The following is an 18,899-nucleotide window of genomic DNA, read 5'->3' as shown; positions in this document are numbered from 1 at the left end:
GTCAGGAAACCTTGCCGGCCTCACAACGTCGATCACGCAAGCTCTGAATCCATTTGTAAAACACCGGTACAAGTAATGTTCCCAGAATCGTTGCGGCAACCATACCACTAAGTACAGTAATACCCAGACTCACCCTACTCGCTGCACCGGCTCCACTAGCAAAGACCAGAGGTAATACGCCCAACACAAACGATAACGCCGTCATCAGAACCGCCCGGAAACGCAGAACGGCGGCTTTTTGAGCCGCTTCGATCGTTGGCATACCTGACTGACGTAGCTGCATAGCAAACTCGACAATGAGGATAGCGGTTTTAGTCGATAGGCCGATCAGCAAGACCAGCCCCACCTGAGCATATATATTGTTTGCCAACCCCACCAACCAAAGACCTGCCATTGCGCCGGCTAGTGCCAAAGGCACGGCGCCGAGAACCGCAACCGGTAGGCTCCAACTCTCATACTGAGCCACCAGGAATAAATAAACGAAGACTAGGGCCAACACGAAGATCGCTGCTGCAAGACTCCCTGCCTCAATTTCCTGGAGGCTTTGACCAGACCAGGAGTACTCATACCCCTGAGGGAGATTGTCGGACAGGGCTGCCATGGCAGCTATCGCATCCCCGCTGGCGAAACCGGGAGCTGCTTCCCCGGAAATGGTTACCGAGCGCTTGAGGTTGAAGTGCTGGATACTGGACGGACCCAACACCGGCTCCAGAGTTGCCAGAGTTGTCAGAGGCACCATGGCACCGTCCCGGTTACGTACGAAATAGTGGGAGAGATCCTCTGGTTTCTGCCGAAACTCCCCCTCTGCCTGTAAAAGGACACGGTAATTTTTCCCGAAACGGGTAAAGTCATTGACATATAACGAGCCCAGCTGGGTCTGTAGAGTGGTGAAAACATCAGACAACTGGAGGCCAAGTGCCTTGGCCTTATTACGGTCCACTTCCAAAAGGTACTGGGGAATGTTGGCACGATAGGTACTGTATACCCGAGACAGGGCAGGATGCTGATTGGCTTCAAAAATCAAACCGTTCATTACCTGCGCGAGTTCGGATACGTCTCGACCCTGATTGTCCTGCAAGCGATAGTCAAAACCGGATGATGTTCCCAGCCCGGGTATTGGCGGCGGATTGAAAACCATCACCTGAGCCTCGGGCAGCGTCCACAGTTTTGAATATAGCCTTGGGATGACTGACCTTAGGCCGAGTGCCGGTTCTTCCCGATCCTCCCAGTCTTTAAGCATGGCAATACCAAGACCACTGTTCGAGGAGGATCCTGCAAGCAACGAAAACCCTGAGACGGTAATAAAATCTGTCACAGCCGGATCTTCAAGTACCATCTCGGTAACTTTCTCCAGAACCGCATCTGTTCGCTCGAGGGAAGCCGCATCTGGCAACTGAACATCGACAAACAGGAATCCCTGGTCCTCTGCCGGCACAAAGGCCGTCGGCACAGATTTAAAAAATCCGCCCCCGGCAACCAGCACCACCAATAGTATGACGCCAACCAAAGAGCCTTTACGCAATAAATGCGAAACGGCTCCCGAATAGCCATTTGTGCTACGGGAAATCAGAAGTTCAAAAGGCCGAAGCCACCGAATTGACTTATCACCGCCCCCTCCCAACAACGAGACGCAAAGCGCCGGACTGAGAGTCAGTGCATTAATAGAGGAAATGATGACCGCAACCGAAATCGTGACGGAAAATTGCTGGTAAAGTTTGCCAGTGATACCTGGCATGAATGCTACCGGCACAAACACCGCGAGCAGCACCAGTGTGGTTGCAATGACGGGCCCCGTAACCTCATTCATCGCCTTGGTTACGGCTTCCCGGATTGGTAGTGCCTCTTCTTTTAGAATACGCTCCACATTTTCTATCACAACGATGGCGTCGTCGACCACAATACCGATCGCCAGAACCAGACCGAACAACGTAACAGTGTTGATGGAGTATCCGAGCACGGACATGACCGCGAAAGTACCGATCAGGGACACCGGGATGGCAATGCTCGGGATAAGCGTGGCCCGCCAGCTCTGGAGGAACAGGAAAACCACGAGAATCACCAAGCCGACCGCTTGAAATAAGGTAACGACCACCTCACTGATTGACCGACTGATAAACTCAGTGGTGTCATATAGGATGCTGTACTCGACGCCTTCAGGGAAACTGGACGAGGCCTCCTCTACCAATCGTTTAACCCTCGCAGCCACATCAAGCGCGTTGGCATCCGGTAATTGATAAATAACCAGAAACGCGGTGTCCCGATTATTCAGCTTGGCTGTTGAGGTGTAGGAGCGGGAACCGAGCTCAATGCGTCCGACATCTCTCAGCCGAACGAAGCCACCGTCGGCACGAGAACGTAAAATAGTCTGGCCGAACTCCTCCGGATCAGATAAACGCTCCCGGGTCTGGATGCTGTACACGAACTGCTGGCCCGACGGCACCGGTGGCTGCCCGAGTTTTCCTGCCGCCACGATTTGATTCTGTTCGCGAAGCGCGGCTGCCACCTCAGCAACCGTGACATCCAGCGCGGCCATGTGGCGCGGATCCAGCCACACCCGCATACTGTAATCCCTGGCACCCATTACCTCCGCTGAGCCCACCCCAGGCACTCGTCCCAGGGCTTCAACAAGGTTGTTCGATGCATAGTTGCTTAGAAAAACACCATCCAGGTCGTCCCTGCTGGATGTCAGGTTTATACCCAACAACATGTTGCCTGATTGTTTACTGACCACCACTCCCTGGCGCCGCACTTCATCAGGCAAGAATGGTTCAGCGAGCGCCACCCGATTCTGCACGTTCACCTGGGCAATATCGGTATCGGTACCGCTTTCGAACGTTAGCGTAATCTTTGCAGTCCCCTCGCTGGATGCCGTGGATTCTATGTAGATCATGCCCTCGACTCCGTTGAGTTGCTGCTCAACGGGCCTTATGACGGCCTCTTCCACTACTTGCGCACTGGCTCCGGGCAACGTAGCCGTTACCTGAATCTGAGGTGGCGCCATATCCGGGTACATATTGACTGGCAGGATACGCAGCGCCAGCAGCCCCGCGAGGGTAATTAAAACAGAGATAACGAAGGCGAACTTGGGACGCTCTACAAACACTCTGCTGATCATTGGCTATTCCCATTGTTTGGGGCAAGCGCTCCGGTGTCCGGATCAATGAGCTTTTCAACCGGGTTGACCGCGACCCCGGCTCGGACTTTTTGCAAACCCTCGACAACCACCCGATTCCCCTCTTCGAGTCCGGCTTCAACCGCCAGTAATGCACCCTCACGCGGACCTGTCTTAATGAATCTTTGAACGATTCGGTCTTGCTCATCCACCAGAAGAACAAACTTACCCTCGATCGTCTCCTGAATCGCAACCTGAGGAACCAATACACGAGTTTCCCCGGATTGACCTGCGACTCTCAGGGTCACGTAAAGACCCGGCACTAACACAGCCCCCGGGTTGGGGAAAACGGCACGGACAGCAACCGTTCCGGTGCTGGCATCAGTCTGGACATCGGCAAAATCCAACGCTCCGGGTTGCTCGTAGGGCTCGCCATCCGGAAGCCTGAGAGACAAATCCAGCGATCTCGCCATGGCCTCCGCAGAATCGGCTCCGCCCCGACGGAAGTTGATAAAGTCCACTTCGTTCACCTGGAACTCCACATACATCGGGTCCGTCACCAGAACAGAGGTAATGGGGCCGGCTCCAGGCCCAACGACGGCGCCCACATCGTAGTTCAAACGTCCAACCCAACCATCAAAGGGGGCTTTAAGCTCCGCGTACTCCAAATTGGTACGGGCTTTTTCAATACCGGCCTCCGCCGCCTGCAACCGGCTCTGCGCCGCGCTGAATCGGTCTTTCAACTTGTCGAGGTCAGCGGCAGAAAGGAACCCCTTGCCTGCAACATCCTCACCACGCTGCAGGTTCCGTCGCGCAGAGTCCAACTCAGCACGTGCTGCCGTCATCTCAGCTTCCGCTTGCCGCAGTTCCGCGCTAGCGCGAGTGTCTTCCAGCCTGATAAGAACCTGTCCCTGCGCAACGCGCGCGCCCTCCGCGAACAATACCTCCCGAATTTCCGCTTCAATTCGAGCGGTAACATCTGCTCGGGCAGATGCTGAGGTTCGAGCGACGAATTCCCGGGATGGACGCACCTCAGAGGTTTGAAGTTTAACGATCGAGACGGCGACAGCCCCGGGTGGCGCATCACCTTGTTCTGAGCATCCAGTCATTAGAACTGCAACAAATACTAGCCCAATAAAATAGTGACTCTTCCTCTGACTTACTTCGTTAGGCTGCATAAATACCATCCCCGGTAGCTGGTAAAGCCGCTCTTAGAGGTGCACCTCTTCACTTACGGCACAAAGCGACGTATAGAGTTACAGAACAATATTAGACGCCAGCGCAAGCTACAGCCACGGCATTAGCCTTGAGAAGCGTCAGTTTCAACCGGGAGACGGGAGCGACCACTGGCAAGAACGTGATGCAAACCATCACACTCCACCATCGGGTCATCACAGTTCACGACGATATCCGAACGGGCGATGACATAGGCTTTGCCGGTTATCTTGTTTTTGACCACCTGGTATTCCCCCTCCTGCTCGACCGCCGTGAACTGCCCAATAAACCCGGTTTCCCGCAGGGAGATGGTTTCCAGTTTATCGCCGGGTTTGATTCGGCCTTCGAGATTCATCAAGGCCAGCCGCGCCGAGGTTCCGGTGCCGGTAGTGCTTCGGCAGATAACACCGGGGTGCACATAGGTGGCGGAGCGGGAGCGGTAGTATCCCTCGGCCACTTGTTCTACCGGGCCCATGAAGTGCAGGAACGGCAGCGGGCCCACGTCGCCCAGAGTGTAATGGGAGAAACCCCGTTCAGCCTGGATAGCCTCAACGATGGCATGGGCGGTTTCGGCCAGGTGGCGTTCTTCGTCCAGGGTAAGATCGAAGCCCAGTGATTTGGCGTCGACCAGGGCGTAAAAGCCGCCACTGTAGGCCACGCTGTAGCGGACCTGGCCGATGCCGGGCACATTGATACTGGCGTTGTGGGTGTGGATGTAGCTGGGCAGGCCTTCGCAGGTGATGGCTTCCACCACCCCGTCATGCACGGTGGCCTCAATGCTCACCAGGCCGGCGGGGGATTCCAGTTTGAAGTGTTGTTTGCCTTCCTGTTTGCGGACGATACCGGCTTCCAGAACCGCCATTGCCGTGCAGATGGTGTTAGAGCCGGAGTAGATGGGGTAGCCCATGACTTCCATGATGATATATCCGGCGGCGGCTTCCGGATCGGTGGCGGGCACCAGCAGGTCGACAGACATTTCGGGGATGCCGTAGGGTTCTTCCAACAGCAGCCGGCGCAGGCCGTCGGCGTCGTCCCGCAGATATTCCATCTGGGCTCGCACGGTATCGCCGGGCAACGCGGTGATGCCACCGGTCACAATACGGCTGACATCGCCGCCGGCGTGGGTATCCATCAACTGAATGGTGAGTTCCGGTTTCATCCGCCTGCCTCCAGCGCAAAAGGTTGGCCGTGTGCCGGCCATTGGGCATCCGGCACGATGACGATCTTGCCCAGATAATTACCACCCCGATTGACGAAGTACTCCTCCGCCCGGTGCAGCTCCGACAGTTTGAAGGCGCCGTGCAGCACGGGTTTCAGATGGCCGTCGCGTATCCAGGTCATCAGCTGGTTTGCTTCTTCACGGGTGCCGTGGGATACCCCGAAAATCTGCACCTGATACAGGTAGATTCGGGTCCAGAGGATTTCACTGATGTTGCCGCCACTGGCTCCTGCGATGCTCAGGCGCGGGTAGGTGCTGCGGGCGTTCATGTCGAAGATCATGGCATCGATGAATATGTCCGTCATTTCGCCGCCCACCAGATCCATCACCGCATCGAGGGGTTTGCCGCCGGTTTCTTTCTTGACCCGGTCTACAAAGGTGCTCATGTCGTTACGATCCAACACCGCTTCGGTGCCCAGATCGAGCAGGGTTTGGGCTTTGTCTTTCTGGCTCAATGCGTAAGGGACAGCGCCGATGATCCGGCAAAGCTGGATCAGTGCGGTGCCCACGCCGCCGCTGGCACCGGTCACCAACACCCGCTCACCGGCCTGAACGTTTGCGGAGGTGAGCATGTGGTAGGCGGTCTGGTAGGAACACATGCCCATGGCCGCCAGTTCGGCATCGGCCAGCTCAGGGTTGGGGATATGGTGAAACTGATCGGACGGCAGAGCCACGTATTCGGCGTAACCGCCATCGGCGCCATGACCATAGTAGTCCGGAGTGAGATTGATATCGGTGCGGTAGTTGGCGTAGATGTTAAAGTCCAGGAGGCCCCGCTCTCCGATACGGGTTTCACTGACGCCCTCGCCCACCGCCACCACTCTGCCGGCGATGTCGGCGCCCTGAATACGCGGGAACGTCAACGTGGGCTTGCCTCCCATCTGGAACGACGTCATCTCGCCTTTTTTGGTGGGGTAAAGTCCTTCCCGGGCTTTGCGATCGGTGTTGTTCTTGGCGGTGGCGGTTACCTGCACCAGTACCTGACCGGCAGCCGGTTTGGGCACTGATATGTCCTGGTATTCGAGTTTGTCGATGCCGCCATGGCCGGTGAGGACCATGGCTTTCATGGAAGCCGGGATCTCGGACATTGGCTCCTCCCTGTTCTGGTGGTTTCAGTGATCTTCAGAGCATAGGAGAGATCTGGCTTTGTGTCAGGGGGCGTTGGTTCGTGGTTTTATTGCCCATCCGTTGGGTTTGGGGGCGGGCTGGGAGGTGGGGCGTGTTTTTCTTCTGGAAAAAATAACTCGCTTTGCTCAGACATCTTTTTTCCTGCCAGAAAAACACGCCCCACCTCCCGCCGGCATAACTTTGGGGGAAAAGCCATCAACTGAATGGGCTGGTTATCGGGCTATGACTTTGTACACTGGGCGTAGTCGGGGTATTTGTTTGAGGACGACCTGAATGACCGTCATCAGCGGCACCGCCAGCAGAACGCCCACCGGGCCCCAGAGCCAGCCCCAGAAGAAGATGGATACGAAGATGATGACCGGGTTGATGGCCATGCGAAAGCCGTGAATCCAGGGTTCCAGGAAAAAGCCAACAATGGTGGTCAGTAGGATAAAACTCAGCGGCGCGATGGCCATCATCCAAAGCGTATCCAGGGTAATGGCGGAAACCACTGCCAGCAACGCAATCGTGAGCATATTGCCGAGATAGGGGATAAACCGGGCAAGGCCAGCGATCAGGCCCCACATGGCTGGGTCTGGCAAACCGATGGCCCAACAGATGAGTCCGGTAAGCACGCCAACGGATAGGTTACTCAACCCCAGCACGGCGAGATACTGGGCAATCTGTTGCTGGGAGTCGTGGGTGATTCTCAGAACAGTCTTGCGCTGCGGCCTTGGCAGCTGTTTGACGAAGTTAAAGATCAACCTGTCACCGCTCACCAGCAGGAAATAGGTTAGCGCCAGTGCCAACGCCAGGCCCGCCACACCGTTACGGGCTTTGGACATCAGCTGGCTCCGCCAGGATTCCGTTTGCAAGACCACTGTTGTGGGCTTCGACTGATTGTTCTCCGACAGCTCATCCACGGACTTCTCCACCTGCTCCGCTGACTGGCTGACCTTATCGAGCTGGCGCATGATTTCACTGTCACCCACCAACAGCCTGGATATGCCCTCCGGTGCTTTCTGGGCCCACTCGAGCGCCGGGGTTGCAACGGCAGCGCCAATACCCACGATACCTGCAAGCACAACCAACACCAGTACCAGCGAGCTCACCACTTTTGGCAACCGCCAATTCAGGTAGGCTTTCTTCACCAACGGTGAGAGCAGCAAACTGGTCAGTACCGCCAGAACAATAGGCAGGATAATTTGGTGAGCAAGATAGAGTGTGTACAGGATGCCCAGGATAAACAGGCCATAGATGGGCGTAGAGAGCTCAGCCAGCACACTCTTCCCGGACGGGTTCTCGGGAGAGCGGTTTTCTGTTGAGGAATCATCCATGCTGTTTCAATACCTTCAGATCAGGATGGCGCCGTGTCATCGACAACGCCGGTTAGGCCCGCAGAAGCGGGTTGCACGTAGCTAGCTAGTGTAGCGTTCCAGCATCTTGCTTGCATTATCAAACAATTACCATTCGCCCGAGCACAAAACTGAACCGGGGGCATTGCCGACAGCGTATACAAAGTCACCAAGCCTGAGTTGAACCGGAGAACCAGATGCCACCACGTTACGACACCCTTTTCTACGACGGACATTGCCCACTGTGCGCCAAGGAAATCCGTACGCTCAGAAAGTTACAACGTGGCGACCTGATTTTTGCCGATATCCACGAGCAGAATGCGCACAACGCACAGTTGCCAACACGTGAAGAACTTCTTAAACGATTGCACCTGATGACCTGGAGTGGTGAATGGGTGATCGGCTTGCCGGCCAATGTTCGTGCCTGGTCTCACACGCCGTTTGGCTGGTTGCTCAAGCCTCTGTTGTGGCCAGTGGTTTACCCGGTCGCAAAACGGGTGTATGAAGGCTGGGCTGATCGCCGGTTCGAACAGAAGTACGCCTGCTCCGTTGGCCCATCGTAAACAACATTTATTGCAGTAGGCATTGAATTTTCTGGTGAGAGTGAATCTTTGATGGGGAGTGCCCGCCAGCTACTTTGGCTGGCGGGAGTTACTGACACTTAACCCGATGAGCAGGGTCCACCGGTATAGCGACAGTACACCTACGCCAACTGGCTGATCTCTGCCCCTTCCGGAATCAGAGACGGCGCCTGTGGTTCCCGGCCCTTAAGCATATTCGCGAGGCGCCGCTCACGAACCGTATGAACGGAAGGGTCAAGCCTCAGAACTTTCAGTGGCAGCGGATCCCCTTCCTTGAGTTTGTCGAACAGCTCAGCCTTATTCAGATAGAAAGCACCACTGCAATTTTGACCGTTAAACTGAAAATCAAACTCAACCAACAGATTGCATTGGTAGTGTCCCTCGTCCAATGGCCGGTTGTGTTTGTCATACTCCTGGTGAAACTGGCAGTCCGCCTCTTTTCTGGTCAGAACGCCATCTACCTCCACACCGTGTTTACGCAACAGGGCCTGTTCGTAGTAATAGCTGATGCTTGAGTAGGCAGTGACAAACGAAGAAATGAACAGGGCCAAACCTATCAACGCGAAAAAGGCTCCGAAGATCATGGCGCCCCACTCGCCAAAGCCCAGGTAGAAAACGCCTCCCCCAACAATTCCGAAAACGAGCCCCATGCCCAGCAACATGAAAAAGAAGTCGAGATGATCTTTTACCGCTGCCCTTAGAAGCGGCCAGTCAGTAGTGCCTTTTCTGCGCATGTTGGTCTCCGTCAGGGTCGAAAAAACTAACCGGCTAACTTGGGCAGAAATGACGTGTTCACCCAGTAACGTTTGAGGTTGGATTCATCAACCAGAACCGGCACTGTCTCCTGCTGGATGTGATCGCTGGGATCAAACCACAGGTTGTCGCTTCGAAACACATGCAGCTCCCCCGTTTGCGGGTGTTGCCACTGGCAAACAATGCGAAAAGGATTCCGGCCGTTGACCGTGAGGCTGGTGTTCTGCTCAACCGACGCAAAGTTTGCGAGTACTTCAGTGCCATGCTGCTCCAGGTAGGCTTTTGAACGCCCCTTCAGAACACCAAACAGCACCATCCCGCCACCGACCAACGCAAATACCAGGCCGAGCCCACCAACGATCAATGACATCCCCCACAGGGAAAAGAAACTGTTGATCTGCGCATTCTCCGGCGCCGAGGGCTCATAAAGTACAGAAACCCGCTCACCGCGCCTGAAGGAGGGAGGGTTTGAACCGGAACGCGACTGAAACACGATCTCTCGGCCACTGGCATCCTGAAATGCCACGACCGGATAGTAGCTGGTGGAATCACTGGAGCGGGAATATACAAGCTCAGTCACTATCCCGCTGGTTTCAGTCGCCCGGTCGATGAACGCGGAGGTGCTGTTGTAACTGGCAAAGGCGCCAAACAGCATGGCTGCGCCGATGGCAGTGAAGGTGTACTTGAGGATTTTCAGGGTTTTCATTTTTTCGTTCCTTGAAACTCATTGTCGACTATGTTGAACATCGGATTGAATCAAGCATCCTGACCCGCTTCTTTCGCACGATTAGACTAATCGTAGAAATCCTTCAGAGATTCGATCCACATCCAATGTTCTGGCTTACCGAACTCACGGCAGTTAACGCAACGCAGCTTGCCCGGTGCGTAAAACTCAATTTCAAGGGTATGTCCTGAAATATCTGCTTTATCCGAACCACATCCATCCACGAAACTACTGGCAAATACGTGGAACCGATCTCCAACCCCACAATGGTTGAATGTGTTAGAAAGCGGGCGGCCCAGGACGTTAACCATGAACATCCCCGTTTTGGAAATAATTACCCGTGCAGGTTTGTTGAAGCGCCTCTCATGATCCTGATAGTGGGCTACAAAATTTGCTCCCTGTTCCACTGCATAGTCTGGGTAATAGACACCCCAATGAGCCTCGGGAATCGGAGTCGATTTGGAGCTGGTCCACACGGCCGGGTTGACGAGAACCGGGATTGCAAGTGCAGCGGCAAGAGCGCCAAACATCGGCAACCGGCGATTCCATTCTGAACTCAGCGCGGGAAGTAGCTGAAAAGCTAGACCGAACCAACCTATTAGCAAGCAACTTGCGAGAACAATCCTACCTTCGAAAAAAAGGGTGACAAATACGAAAGGCCAGGCCAGAAGCCCAATCAGCAAGCCTTTACCCAAGACAGTGATACGATCTCCATCTCGAAAAGGCACATTGAAAACGACGGTCAACCATCCGGCCAAGCTGCTCACAAAGAAGACAATCAGAAACCCGATGTTCAGAATCCCGTTCTCGATTTCCAGAAGAGAATACCCTGAACCGCCGGCCAGTGTCGTCGTCACATAGCTGAGAAGAACGAGCGTTGAGGGTAAGAGGAGAAAGGCTGAAATAGAGCCTGTAAATAAATCTGTGTAACTGCCCATCCCATTACAGGTGACCGTCCAGACGGTCACCGAATTCGATAATAAAGCGATTCAATGCCGGCTTCCAATCACGGATCGGCATCGTCCATTTCTTTGAGGCCTGCTGGATCGCCAGGAAGGCCACTTTCAGTGCCGAGTCATCGCTGGGGAACAGCTTACGGCGCTTGGTGGCTTTGCGGATGACGCTGTTCAGCGACTCAATGGCATTGGTGGTGTAGATCACTTTTCGGATGGCCGGAGGATACTCGAAGATGGTGATCAGGTTGTCCCAATGGCTGTGCCAGGATCGGGAGATCTGTGGGTACTGACCGTCCCAGCGTTCTCCGAAGGCCTCCAACGCCTGCCGGGCTTCGTGTTCCGAGGCAGACTGGTAGATCTGCTTCAGATCGGCCGTCACGGCCTTATAGTCCTTCCAGGACACGTAGCGCAGCGAGTTGCGAACCATGTGCACGATGCACAGCTGCACCTTGGTCTGAGGGTACTCAGCAGCAATAGCATCCGGGAAGCCCTTGAGGCCGTCCACGCAGGCGATCAGGATGTCCTCCAGACCACGGTTCTTCAGTTCCGTCAGTACCGACAACCAGAACTTCGCGCCTTCGGTCTCGGCCAGCCAGAGGCCTAGCAGCTCCTTCTGGCCTTCCATGTTGATGCCCAGGGCCAGGTATAGGGACTTGTTGATCACCCTCTTGTCCTGACGAATTTTCAGCACGATGCAGTCCAGATAGACGATGGGATAGATCGGATCCAGCGGACGGTTCTGCCACTCCTGAACCTGCTCGATCACCCGCTCCGTCACCTTGGACACCAGAGTGGCCGAGATGTCGGCGTCATACATCTCCTTGAAGGCGTCCACGATATCCCGGGTGCTCAGGCCCTTGGCGTATAGCGCCAGGATCTGGTCATCCATCTGGGTCAGGCGGGACTGGCCCTTGCGGACGAACTGAGGTTCGAAAGAGCCATCACGGTCACGGGGAGCCTCTATCGGCACATCTCCGTGCTGGCCCTTCAGGCGCTTGGCGGTATAGCCATTTCGACTGTTGCCGGTGCCACGGCCTTCAGGCGCATGCTTCTCGTATCCGAGATGCTCGTCCAGTTCGGCATTGAGGGCGGTCTCGACCGTCAGTTTGACCAGTTGCTGAGTGAGGGCTCCGAGATCTTTTTCAGACTTGATGTCCTTGGCCAGCTCGGCGGCCATAGCTTTGAGTTTTTCTTGGTCCACTTGTGTACCCACGATGGTATCCTTTTGAAAAGATTACTCAGTCGTGAGCAGTTACACAATTTGGTTTACAGCCTCCTGAAATATACTGCATTAATAGTAACGTCCCTGTTTTGCTCCACTAAAAGTTTCCCGTGCTTCCTTTGCCCTCACAAATACGATACCCAGTCAGTGAGGCCCCACTTAGCGATGTGGAGGAGTTTCCTTGTAATGGTCAGTTAATAGGTTCCGGCTTATTTACCACGCAACGAAATCCCTGATAGGGATGGTATAGTCGTCCACTCGACCCACATCCTGCAGAAACGCCACAAACTCTCCCCAAGTTACTTCTGTCTTGAGAATTGAAAAGCTCTCGATCTCCGCCAGCTTTGGTGGCTTGTTGACATCGGAGATTGGGTTAAAAAGCACTCCCGATTCGTTTTCAACATCTCCCAGCCAAAACTCGCCGCCTTCGACAAGGAACAGATTGCTTTTGGCACTTGTGAGCACCCCATCGATTTTAATATCGGAAGGCGCTTGAGGTGAGGAGCAACCAGTTGAAAGGGCAAGGAGCAACATCACACAACCATTCCGCGCCCTCAATTTATTGGCTCCGGGTGGTTGATGACGCAGCGGAAGCCCATACCTGCAAAATCTACGGGTCGACCACCCCGCGCGAAAACAGTCCCACCGCCTCCAAACCAGTCGCCACGGCCGCCCCAATCTCGCACCGTTTTACTGGGCAGTCCCTCACCGGACGGTGAGTCTGGGCCTCGCGGATTATCATAAGGAGCATATCTATAGTAATCCTCCTGAAACCAATCCTGCGTCCATTCCGCTACGTTTCCCGTCATGTCGTATAGGCCTAACGGATTTGGTGGGTAGCTGCCAACCGGGCGCCGCTCGAACTTCAGCGAAGAGTGCATTAGGGTGTTGCCAGAGGGCGGTATCGAAGGGTCAACATACTCTTTTGGGCGGCGCAGGTAGGGATCCCTCTCGACATCTCCTGTATCCGTGGCATAGGGCACCTCCCTCCCCCGGCTTCGAGCCGCATACTCCCACTGGGCTTCGGTAGGCAAAGCAAAAGGCAGCCCGGTACGTTCTGCGAGCCAAGCGCAATACCCCTCAGCCTCTCCGTAATTTGGTACTCGGGCGGGCTTCCGGTAATAGTTCGGTGACAAGGGGTCATCCGAGACTAACAAATACTTTTTGAGCGTAAATTCTTCTGCGTACAGGTGACGTCGATCGAGTTCTTCGTAGTAAACCGCCATCTCGCCCCAAGTCGTCTCGTATCGAGATATGGAGTAACTATCGACTCTAACTTTGACTACAGGGCGGCTATGGTCAGTCAGAGTCACGTAAGGGCTACCGTCAGGCTTCCCAATATCTCCAAGAACGAACTCACCGCCTTTCACAAACACCTGATTGTCTGTTGCCTGTTCCAGTACGAGAGAAACTGGATCATCCTCGCCGCAGCCAGAAATAAACACTTGCACTACCACCAAACAAGCTACTTTCAGTGGATCAACACCCGACATCTATCAACGCCTCCTAAGCTATCCCGCATATTCGACAGGCATTAAATGGGTCCATTTTGACTGGTCTACCCGCGATTGCGACTTTACTCCTCAGCTCATAAATGAATAACCTTTGATCAGCTTCACCTTTTCCTAAGAACTCAAATAGGCGATCAAGGTTCACTTGAAAATCCTCACGATTGGCAACGCCCTCCGGATTCATCCGAAATACCGTTTCTTCGAAATCACGCCAACTCTGAAACGATGCAAGAATCTCACTCACAGCTTGAATCTTTATATCGTTACTACTCCAAATGTCGGGGGTAACCCACCAATCGTAGAGAATATTGTCCAAGACTATGCCTTTGACTTCCGGAGGGGAATGCAAGAAAACGGCGTTCTCTTCTAGAGCGAGATCACTGACAACATTTTGAGCAAGCTCTGCTCCCAACCGCTCACGATTCCGTCCAACGAATACATCTTCTACAAACTCAGCAAGCCCCGCCACCAAGCTCGTTGAAAACTCCTGAGCTGCCGCAACAGCAGTTAGCCCACGTCCTAATGCAAACAAGCTCATCCGTTTATACCAACCGAACGCTTCCGACTCAGGATCGAATAACTCCAAATGCCTGAAGTCCACATCAAGCAACGCGTTATATACAAAATGCAGCATTCGCATAATTTTATGGGTTTCTACTTCCAGAAGAAAACTTCCTGAGGCTCCGACACCCACGACGAGCCCCGCATGGACATTGCAGTAGAACTTTCCTGTGTTATCACTGAATAACAACCGAATATTAAGCTCCGCTCCCGCGCCAAACGCAGCCTCGACCTTCTTCCCGATACTGCAGAGCTTATCCCACTCTCGCGCTTCAGTTAGAACATCTCTCCAGCGCAGCTCACCTGAAACTTCACACCCGCCTCGGATACCCGCAAATACACCACCTTCTATCTCTGCTTTCTGCCCGTTCTGCCTAGCAGCAATTCCTTTTATAGTTGGGAGGCCATCGGTAGTAGATACATGAACATTACCGGCAACAAGTGCTGAGGCTCCGGCAAATCCCGAAAGCGAAGCCATAATCGCCGCCTGAAAATGCCCCAGCGAAGCAATTCTCCGCTCGCCGTCCCAACCGCCAACCCGGTAAGGGATGTGAATTTCAGACCGATTATTCACAGGAAACGCCTGCTCTATACCCACTTTTCCTTGAGCCAGAGCAAACTGCCCTTCTAACTTCGCTTGAAAGTGAACTTTGCCTTTTCGCGGATCAAACTCACCAGAAGCACTTGAACCCGCAGCAAAACGCATAAACTGAGCCTCTGCCGAAGCATCAAAGCCAGTTTCGTCAACCGCTTGTTGTCTTGCCTCGGCATCACCCCAAATAGACCAGGACGCCTCATCGTAGAACTTGTTCAATGTCGTCATGAGGGCACCATTCTGGTCTGGCTCCCACAATTTTGCGTTGAACTTGATGTTCAGCTCACTTCGAATAGCATCTCGAAGCTTTGCCGGATCAACACCATTCTCGGTTAACCATCCATCACTCCGCGCTCGGTCTCTGGCAGCTATGGAATAACGTCGCTCGTGAAACTTCATTTTGTCTGAACGCACGTACGTTTTATGCTTGTTACCGGCGAGCCTCTTGATCTCGGTTATCGGCGGTATGCTCTGCATATCGTTAGTAAGAACAGAGCGAGCTTCCAGCTCCTCTATAAGGCGCTCTTTCTCTTCCTGCACTTCTGACAGCGACTGGCCTTCACCATCAGCCGGACTCAATTCGGAATCCTCATCGCCGTCGTCGAGCTCGTCCAGCCTTGCATAAAACTCGTTCATCGGGCCGCAAACGAACTCTTCTTCCTCAAGCCACTCGGAGAGCTCCTCTTCCGTCAACAGGATCAACTCATCAGAGCCTGTGACATGGACAACTTCCACAATTTCTTCTGCACATGGCGGTTCCTGAGCAACCTGTCCGACCTCGCAGCTGGAGAAATTTGCATCGTTCGCAGCGGGAAGTTTGAGCCGCTGCCCGGGAAAAATCCGATCAGGATTGTCGATATCCGGATTCAGTCTCAGGAGGCTGCTTAAGGTAGTTTGGTGTCGCTGTGCAATTGCACTGAGGGTGTCGCCGGACTTGACGGTATACTCGGAACTCATGAGGCAACTCCATATGCCAAACGTTTATCCACTTCACTCAAGCGCATACCTGCTGGCATTTCAGGACTGGACAAAATAGCCTGAAATTCTGGATGCTCAATGCGCTCTCCGTGCACTACAGCTAGCTCTGCAAATCGGCTTACGTCTTTCTCTGTACGGAACCCAAACGAGCTGGCCTGCTGAATCAGTGCATTCAGCCTGGATGCATCGTTCAGGGAAAGGTATTGGGCCAACCGGGTCACGAACTCGTCTTTGGCCATAGCGGCCAGGGCCTCAATATGGTGATCAGCAAGAACAAACCAGCCTTCTTCAGAAGCCGGCCTGGCTGGTCTCTGGCCATCGGCACTGAATCGCCGCCATTGACCATCAGTTTGGAAAGCCAGCCAGTCTGTTATCGGGCCACTGAATTGGTCTCGCTCTAGATCACTGAACGCTCCCATCAACCTGACCAGCTGCTTTGGGGAATAGAACCTGAGATAGGAATAGCCACCATCATGCAACTTGACGCTCAACAGGCTCCGCAAATGATCGGCCAATACGGACAGGATCTCGTCTGCCATCAGGACAACGGCATGGTCCTGCCACCTTACCTGCTCTGACCATATTCGCGATGATGGCGAAGGCTTTACAAGGCAGGGGCTCACCTCGATGACCGACTCATGGGGCGTGCCAAGGTACAGGTATTCGAGTTCCGGCTGATCATCGTATTCATAGATGAATCTGGGAGCATCAAATACCGCACCATCAATCAGTAGCCATGCTCGCTCAATGGTCTTCTCATCCAGGCTCATCATGCAATGTCTCCCTCACATGCACAGGCGTCCATGGCACAAGTACCATCTGGTTGGCGGCCGCATTGCTTCACAAGAGCAACATCCTTTTTAGCTGCGGATTTCAACGCAGGCACCGAGGCTGCAGAAGGCCCCGCTGTCGCTCTGGTGCCGGTTTCCGCCACCAGCACAGGTTCATCGTTGGCCGTTAATTCGTTCAAACTCTCGGGCAACAACGGCCCCGTGACCCCAACCCCACTACCACTCCCAGGCCCACCCCCGGAGTTCATCCGCACCAGCGGCCCAGAAATCGTCACCCCACTCGGGTCCACCTTCACAAAGCTGCCGCCGGCTTTAAGCGTTACCTCAGCGCCGGCTTCAATCACAATTTTCATACCAGCCTTGTGATGGATTTCGGTGCCGGCTTCCACCAGTTGGTTTTTGCCCTGCTTGCTGTGGTGGCTGCCGTTGACGTTAAGGCTGTAGTCGGCGCCGATGCTTTCCCGGTGTTCGCCTTCGGTGGTGTGGTGGCTGTTGCCTTTGGTGTGGCTGAAGCGGTTGTTCTCCACCGTCAGGTGGCTGTCGTTCTTGATGACTTCGGTGCGGTTGTTTTCGGTCAGCAAGTCCAGGTCTTTCTGGGCGTGAACGTAGATTTGCTCTTGATCAGCTTCGTCTTCAAACCTGAGTTCGTTACTGCCCTCACCCTTGTGGGTCTTGGTTTTCAGAGTGGTTCTTGTTTTGTGTTCCGGCAGCGCGTAGGGCGGTGTGTTGGTGGCGTGGTAAGTCCTTCCAGTGATGATGGGCTGGTCCGGGTCGCCGTCCAGGAAGGAAACTATTACTTCATTGCCGATTCTGGGCAGGGCCATAAAGCCGTATTGGCCGCCGGCCCAACCTTGGGCCACACGCAGCCAGGCGCTGGAGTGTTCGTCGTTTTTCGAATAGCGGTCCCAGGGGAAACGAACTTTCACCCGGCCGTACTGGTCACAGTGGATCTCTTCACCCTCGGGGCCGGTGACGATGGCCATCTGGGGGCCGTCCATCATGGGTTTGTGTTCGCACACTGGCCGCCAGGTTTTGTCGGCCGGGATGGCGGTGAAGTCGTTGTGGTAGCTGGTGGGTTCGCTGCCACCCTCTTCTTCCATGGCCTGGGGCTGTTTGCCGGTGTGGGTGATGGCGGTCAACAGCCATTCCCGGTTCAGGCTCTGGCTGTCGTGTTCCTCCAATTCCACTTTGGCGCCGGGGGTGAAGTCCGGGCGGTTGCTTTCGCCCTTGGCCAGGGAGGCGTCGTTTCTCAGGGCGTCCAGTTTGGCCTGGGTGAAGGGCTGGCCACTGGCGTCAGCCTTGTAGCGGCCGGGGTAGTCGTAGTGTTGGTAGTCTTCACGGTGACTTACCTCACCTGCACTGTGCTCGTGCATCAGGGCGTAGGCGGGGTTCTTGAAGGTGTAGTCTTTCATGGCCACGGAGGCGGCTTTGATGCGCTCTTCGTAGGCGAAGCTGAACACGCAGGCCTGTTTGCTGCTGCCGCCGGCCTGGGTGTTGCAGGGCACCGGGTCCAGTTTCGGGGCGTCGCCGTGGTGGTCGGCGATGATTAACGCCGGTTGTTCTTCGCCATCCACGCTGCCGTGCTGGTAACGGTAATGCCAGCCTTCTTCGGCGGCCAGTCGTTCAATGAACTGCAGGTCGCTTTCCCGGTGCTGGACGCAGTATTCCCGTTCTTCAGGGGGGCGTTTGAAGTCGAACACGGTATCAATGATGCCCCGCTCTTCGAGCAAGGTGCGCACGATCGCTTCGGTGGTCTGGGTCTGGAAGATGCGGCTGTTGTGCATCAGGCCCAGGCGCCAGGCCGGGGGCTGGATGACCACTTGATAGGCGGTGCGGCGGTGGCCGGTGTTGCCCCGGACGAATTCGTTGACCACGCCGGTGAAGCGCCGTAACGGCTGGCCGTCTTGCCACACCACCAGGTCTACCGGTTGTTCCAGGATATCCGCCGCTTGCACGTCTGGGTCAGTACTGGCCAGATGCACACGGCCCTGAAACAGCTGGGAGAGGCTTTCGGTCAGCGCGAAGCTGACGACAACGAAATGATCTGAGGGGAATTCGCCTACACGGGCGGTGAACTGCAATCCGCTTGCCTGGGGCATGACTTCGGTCCCTGAAGATTGATGATGAACTGCTTACTCGTCCTGAGCGTGCATGAGTATAACCAGTGTGGATTGTAAGGCCAACCTTGCATCTGCCCACAACTGCGACTTTTGTTGAAC

At 54.8% G+C, this 18,899-nt stretch carries 15 protein-coding genes; 1 reads left to right on the top strand and 14 read right to left on the bottom strand.

Annotated elements, in window-relative coordinates; all coding sequences use genetic code 11:
* Position 1: 1 nt before the first annotated feature.
* From RVM24_RS01860 to RVM24_RS01840, 5 genes are all read right to left on the bottom strand, one after another.
* Positions 2 to 3,115, bottom strand: a complete 3,114-nt coding sequence (locus RVM24_RS01860; RefSeq protein ID WP_374813297.1) for an efflux RND transporter permease subunit — start codon at positions 3,113 to 3,115, stop codon at positions 2 to 4.
* On the bottom strand, positions 3,112 to 4,221 hold the full coding sequence (locus RVM24_RS01855; RefSeq protein WP_374813295.1) for an efflux RND transporter periplasmic adaptor subunit: 1,110 nt from the start codon (positions 4,219 to 4,221) through the stop codon (positions 3,112 to 3,114). The genes RVM24_RS01860 and RVM24_RS01855 overlap by 4 nt, the downstream gene beginning before the upstream one ends.
* A 191-nt stretch (positions 4,222 to 4,412) precedes the next feature.
* Positions 4,413 to 5,486: a proline racemase family protein gene (locus tag RVM24_RS01850; protein WP_374813293.1), complete on the bottom strand. Its 1,074-nt coding sequence runs from the start codon at positions 5,484 to 5,486 to the stop codon at positions 4,413 to 4,415.
* Complete coding sequence (locus RVM24_RS01845) at positions 5,483 to 6,634, bottom strand: alcohol dehydrogenase catalytic domain-containing protein (protein ID WP_374813292.1); 1,152 nt, start codon at positions 6,632 to 6,634, stop codon at positions 5,483 to 5,485. The genes RVM24_RS01850 and RVM24_RS01845 overlap by 4 nt, the downstream gene beginning before the upstream one ends.
* Before the next feature lie 252 nt (positions 6,635 to 6,886).
* Positions 6,887 to 7,990 carry an AI-2E family transporter gene (locus RVM24_RS01840; RefSeq protein WP_342632023.1) on the bottom strand — a complete coding sequence of 368 codons (1,104 nt, stop codon included), beginning with the start codon at positions 7,988 to 7,990 and terminating at the stop codon, positions 6,887 to 6,889.
* Between the two features lie 215 nt (positions 7,991 to 8,205).
* Between RVM24_RS01840 and RVM24_RS01835 the strand changes: the two genes are divergently transcribed.
* Complete coding sequence (locus RVM24_RS01835; protein ID WP_342632022.1) at positions 8,206 to 8,571, top strand: thiol-disulfide oxidoreductase DCC family protein; 366 nt, start codon at positions 8,206 to 8,208, stop codon at positions 8,569 to 8,571.
* A 140-nt stretch (positions 8,572 to 8,711) separates the two neighbouring features.
* Here RVM24_RS01835 and RVM24_RS01830 read toward each other — a convergent pair whose 3' ends face one another.
* From RVM24_RS01830 to RVM24_RS01790, 9 genes are all read right to left on the bottom strand, one after another.
* Positions 8,712 to 9,323, bottom strand: coding sequence for a DUF3592 domain-containing protein (locus tag RVM24_RS01830; RefSeq protein ID WP_072677804.1), 612 nt, complete (start codon positions 9,321 to 9,323; stop codon positions 8,712 to 8,714).
* A 26-nt stretch (positions 9,324 to 9,349) separates the two neighbouring features.
* On the bottom strand, positions 9,350 to 10,048 hold the full coding sequence (locus RVM24_RS01825) for a DUF3592 domain-containing protein (protein ID WP_342632021.1): 699 nt from the start codon (positions 10,046 to 10,048) through the stop codon (positions 9,350 to 9,352).
* Between the two features lie 86 nt (positions 10,049 to 10,134).
* Positions 10,135 to 11,004, bottom strand: a complete 870-nt coding sequence (locus tag RVM24_RS01820; RefSeq protein ID WP_431474862.1) for a hypothetical protein — start codon at positions 11,002 to 11,004, stop codon at positions 10,135 to 10,137.
* A 4-nt stretch (positions 11,005 to 11,008) separates the two neighbouring features.
* Positions 11,009 to 12,223 carry an IS256 family transposase gene (locus tag RVM24_RS01815; protein WP_431475389.1) on the bottom strand — a complete coding sequence of 405 codons (1,215 nt, stop codon included), beginning with the start codon at positions 12,221 to 12,223 and terminating at the stop codon, positions 11,009 to 11,011.
* Between the two features lie 234 nt (positions 12,224 to 12,457).
* Positions 12,458 to 12,778 (bottom strand): hypothetical protein, encoded by a 321-nt coding sequence (locus tag RVM24_RS01810; RefSeq protein WP_431474861.1) that lies wholly within the window; start codon positions 12,776 to 12,778, stop codon positions 12,458 to 12,460.
* A 20-nt stretch (positions 12,779 to 12,798) separates the two neighbouring features.
* Positions 12,799 to 13,737 (bottom strand): formylglycine-generating enzyme family protein, encoded by a 939-nt coding sequence (locus RVM24_RS01805; RefSeq protein WP_342632019.1) that lies wholly within the window; start codon positions 13,735 to 13,737, stop codon positions 12,799 to 12,801.
* Between the two features lie 13 nt (positions 13,738 to 13,750).
* Positions 13,751 to 15,868, bottom strand: coding sequence for a LysM peptidoglycan-binding domain-containing protein (locus tag RVM24_RS01800; RefSeq protein ID WP_342632018.1), 2,118 nt, complete (start codon positions 15,866 to 15,868; stop codon positions 13,751 to 13,753).
* Complete coding sequence (locus RVM24_RS01795; RefSeq protein WP_342632017.1) at positions 15,865 to 16,662, bottom strand: DUF4123 domain-containing protein; 798 nt, start codon at positions 16,660 to 16,662, stop codon at positions 15,865 to 15,867. Before RVM24_RS01795 ends, RVM24_RS01800 begins: the two co-directional genes overlap by 4 nt.
* Complete coding sequence (locus RVM24_RS01790) at positions 16,659 to 18,779, bottom strand: type VI secretion system Vgr family protein (protein ID WP_374813287.1); 2,121 nt, start codon at positions 18,777 to 18,779, stop codon at positions 16,659 to 16,661. Before RVM24_RS01790 ends, RVM24_RS01795 begins: the two co-directional genes overlap by 4 nt.
* Positions 18,780 to 18,899 lie beyond the last annotated feature (120 nt).

The sequence above is a fragment of the Marinobacter sp. KM021 genome, from assembly GCF_050707965.1.
Lineage (GTDB): Bacteria > Pseudomonadota > Gammaproteobacteria > Pseudomonadales > Oleiphilaceae > Marinobacter > Marinobacter shengliensis.
The sequence above is the reverse complement of the archived record's forward strand: the minus strand, read 5'-3'. Positions and strand labels throughout refer to the sequence as shown.

What these genes read in the sequence shown, in the direction of transcription:
- RVM24_RS01860 (WP_374813297.1), bottom strand. Translation starts at nt 3,115, where the DNA reads ATGATCAGCAGAGTGTTTGTAGAGCGTCCCAAGTTCGCCTTCGTTATC.
- RVM24_RS01855 (WP_374813295.1), bottom strand. Translation starts at nt 4,221, where the DNA reads ATGACTGGATGCTCAGAACAAGGTGATGCGCCACCCGGGGCTGTCGCC.
- RVM24_RS01850 (WP_374813293.1), bottom strand. Translation starts at nt 5,486, where the DNA reads ATGAAACCGGAACTCACCATTCAGTTGATGGATACCCACGCCGGCGGC.
- RVM24_RS01845 (WP_374813292.1), bottom strand. Translation starts at nt 6,634, where the DNA reads ATGTCCGAGATCCCGGCTTCCATGAAAGCCATGGTCCTCACCGGCCAT.
- RVM24_RS01840 (WP_342632023.1), bottom strand. Translation starts at nt 7,990, where the DNA reads ATGGATGATTCCTCAACAGAAAACCGCTCTCCCGAGAACCCGTCCGGG.
- RVM24_RS01835 (WP_342632022.1), top strand. Translation starts at nt 8,206, where the DNA reads ATGCCACCACGTTACGACACCCTTTTCTACGACGGACATTGCCCACTG.
- RVM24_RS01830 (WP_072677804.1), bottom strand. Translation starts at nt 9,323, where the DNA reads ATGCGCAGAAAAGGCACTACTGACTGGCCGCTTCTAAGGGCAGCGGTA.
- RVM24_RS01825 (WP_342632021.1), bottom strand. Translation starts at nt 10,048, where the DNA reads ATGAAAACCCTGAAAATCCTCAAGTACACCTTCACTGCCATCGGCGCA.
- RVM24_RS01820 (WP_431474862.1), bottom strand. Translation starts at nt 11,004, where the DNA reads ATGGGCAGTTACACAGATTTATTTACAGGCTCTATTTCAGCCTTTCTC.
- RVM24_RS01810 (WP_431474861.1), bottom strand. Translation starts at nt 12,778, where the DNA reads ATGTTGCTCCTTGCCCTTTCAACTGGTTGCTCCTCACCTCAAGCGCCT.
- RVM24_RS01805 (WP_342632019.1), bottom strand. Translation starts at nt 13,737, where the DNA reads ATGTCGGGTGTTGATCCACTGAAAGTAGCTTGTTTGGTGGTAGTGCAA.
- RVM24_RS01800 (WP_342632018.1), bottom strand. Translation starts at nt 15,868, where the DNA reads ATGAGTTCCGAGTATACCGTCAAGTCCGGCGACACCCTCAGTGCAATT.
- RVM24_RS01795 (WP_342632017.1), bottom strand. Translation starts at nt 16,662, where the DNA reads ATGATGAGCCTGGATGAGAAGACCATTGAGCGAGCATGGCTACTGATT.
- RVM24_RS01790 (WP_374813287.1), bottom strand. Translation starts at nt 18,779, where the DNA reads ATGCCCCAGGCAAGCGGATTGCAGTTCACCGCCCGTGTAGGCGAATTC.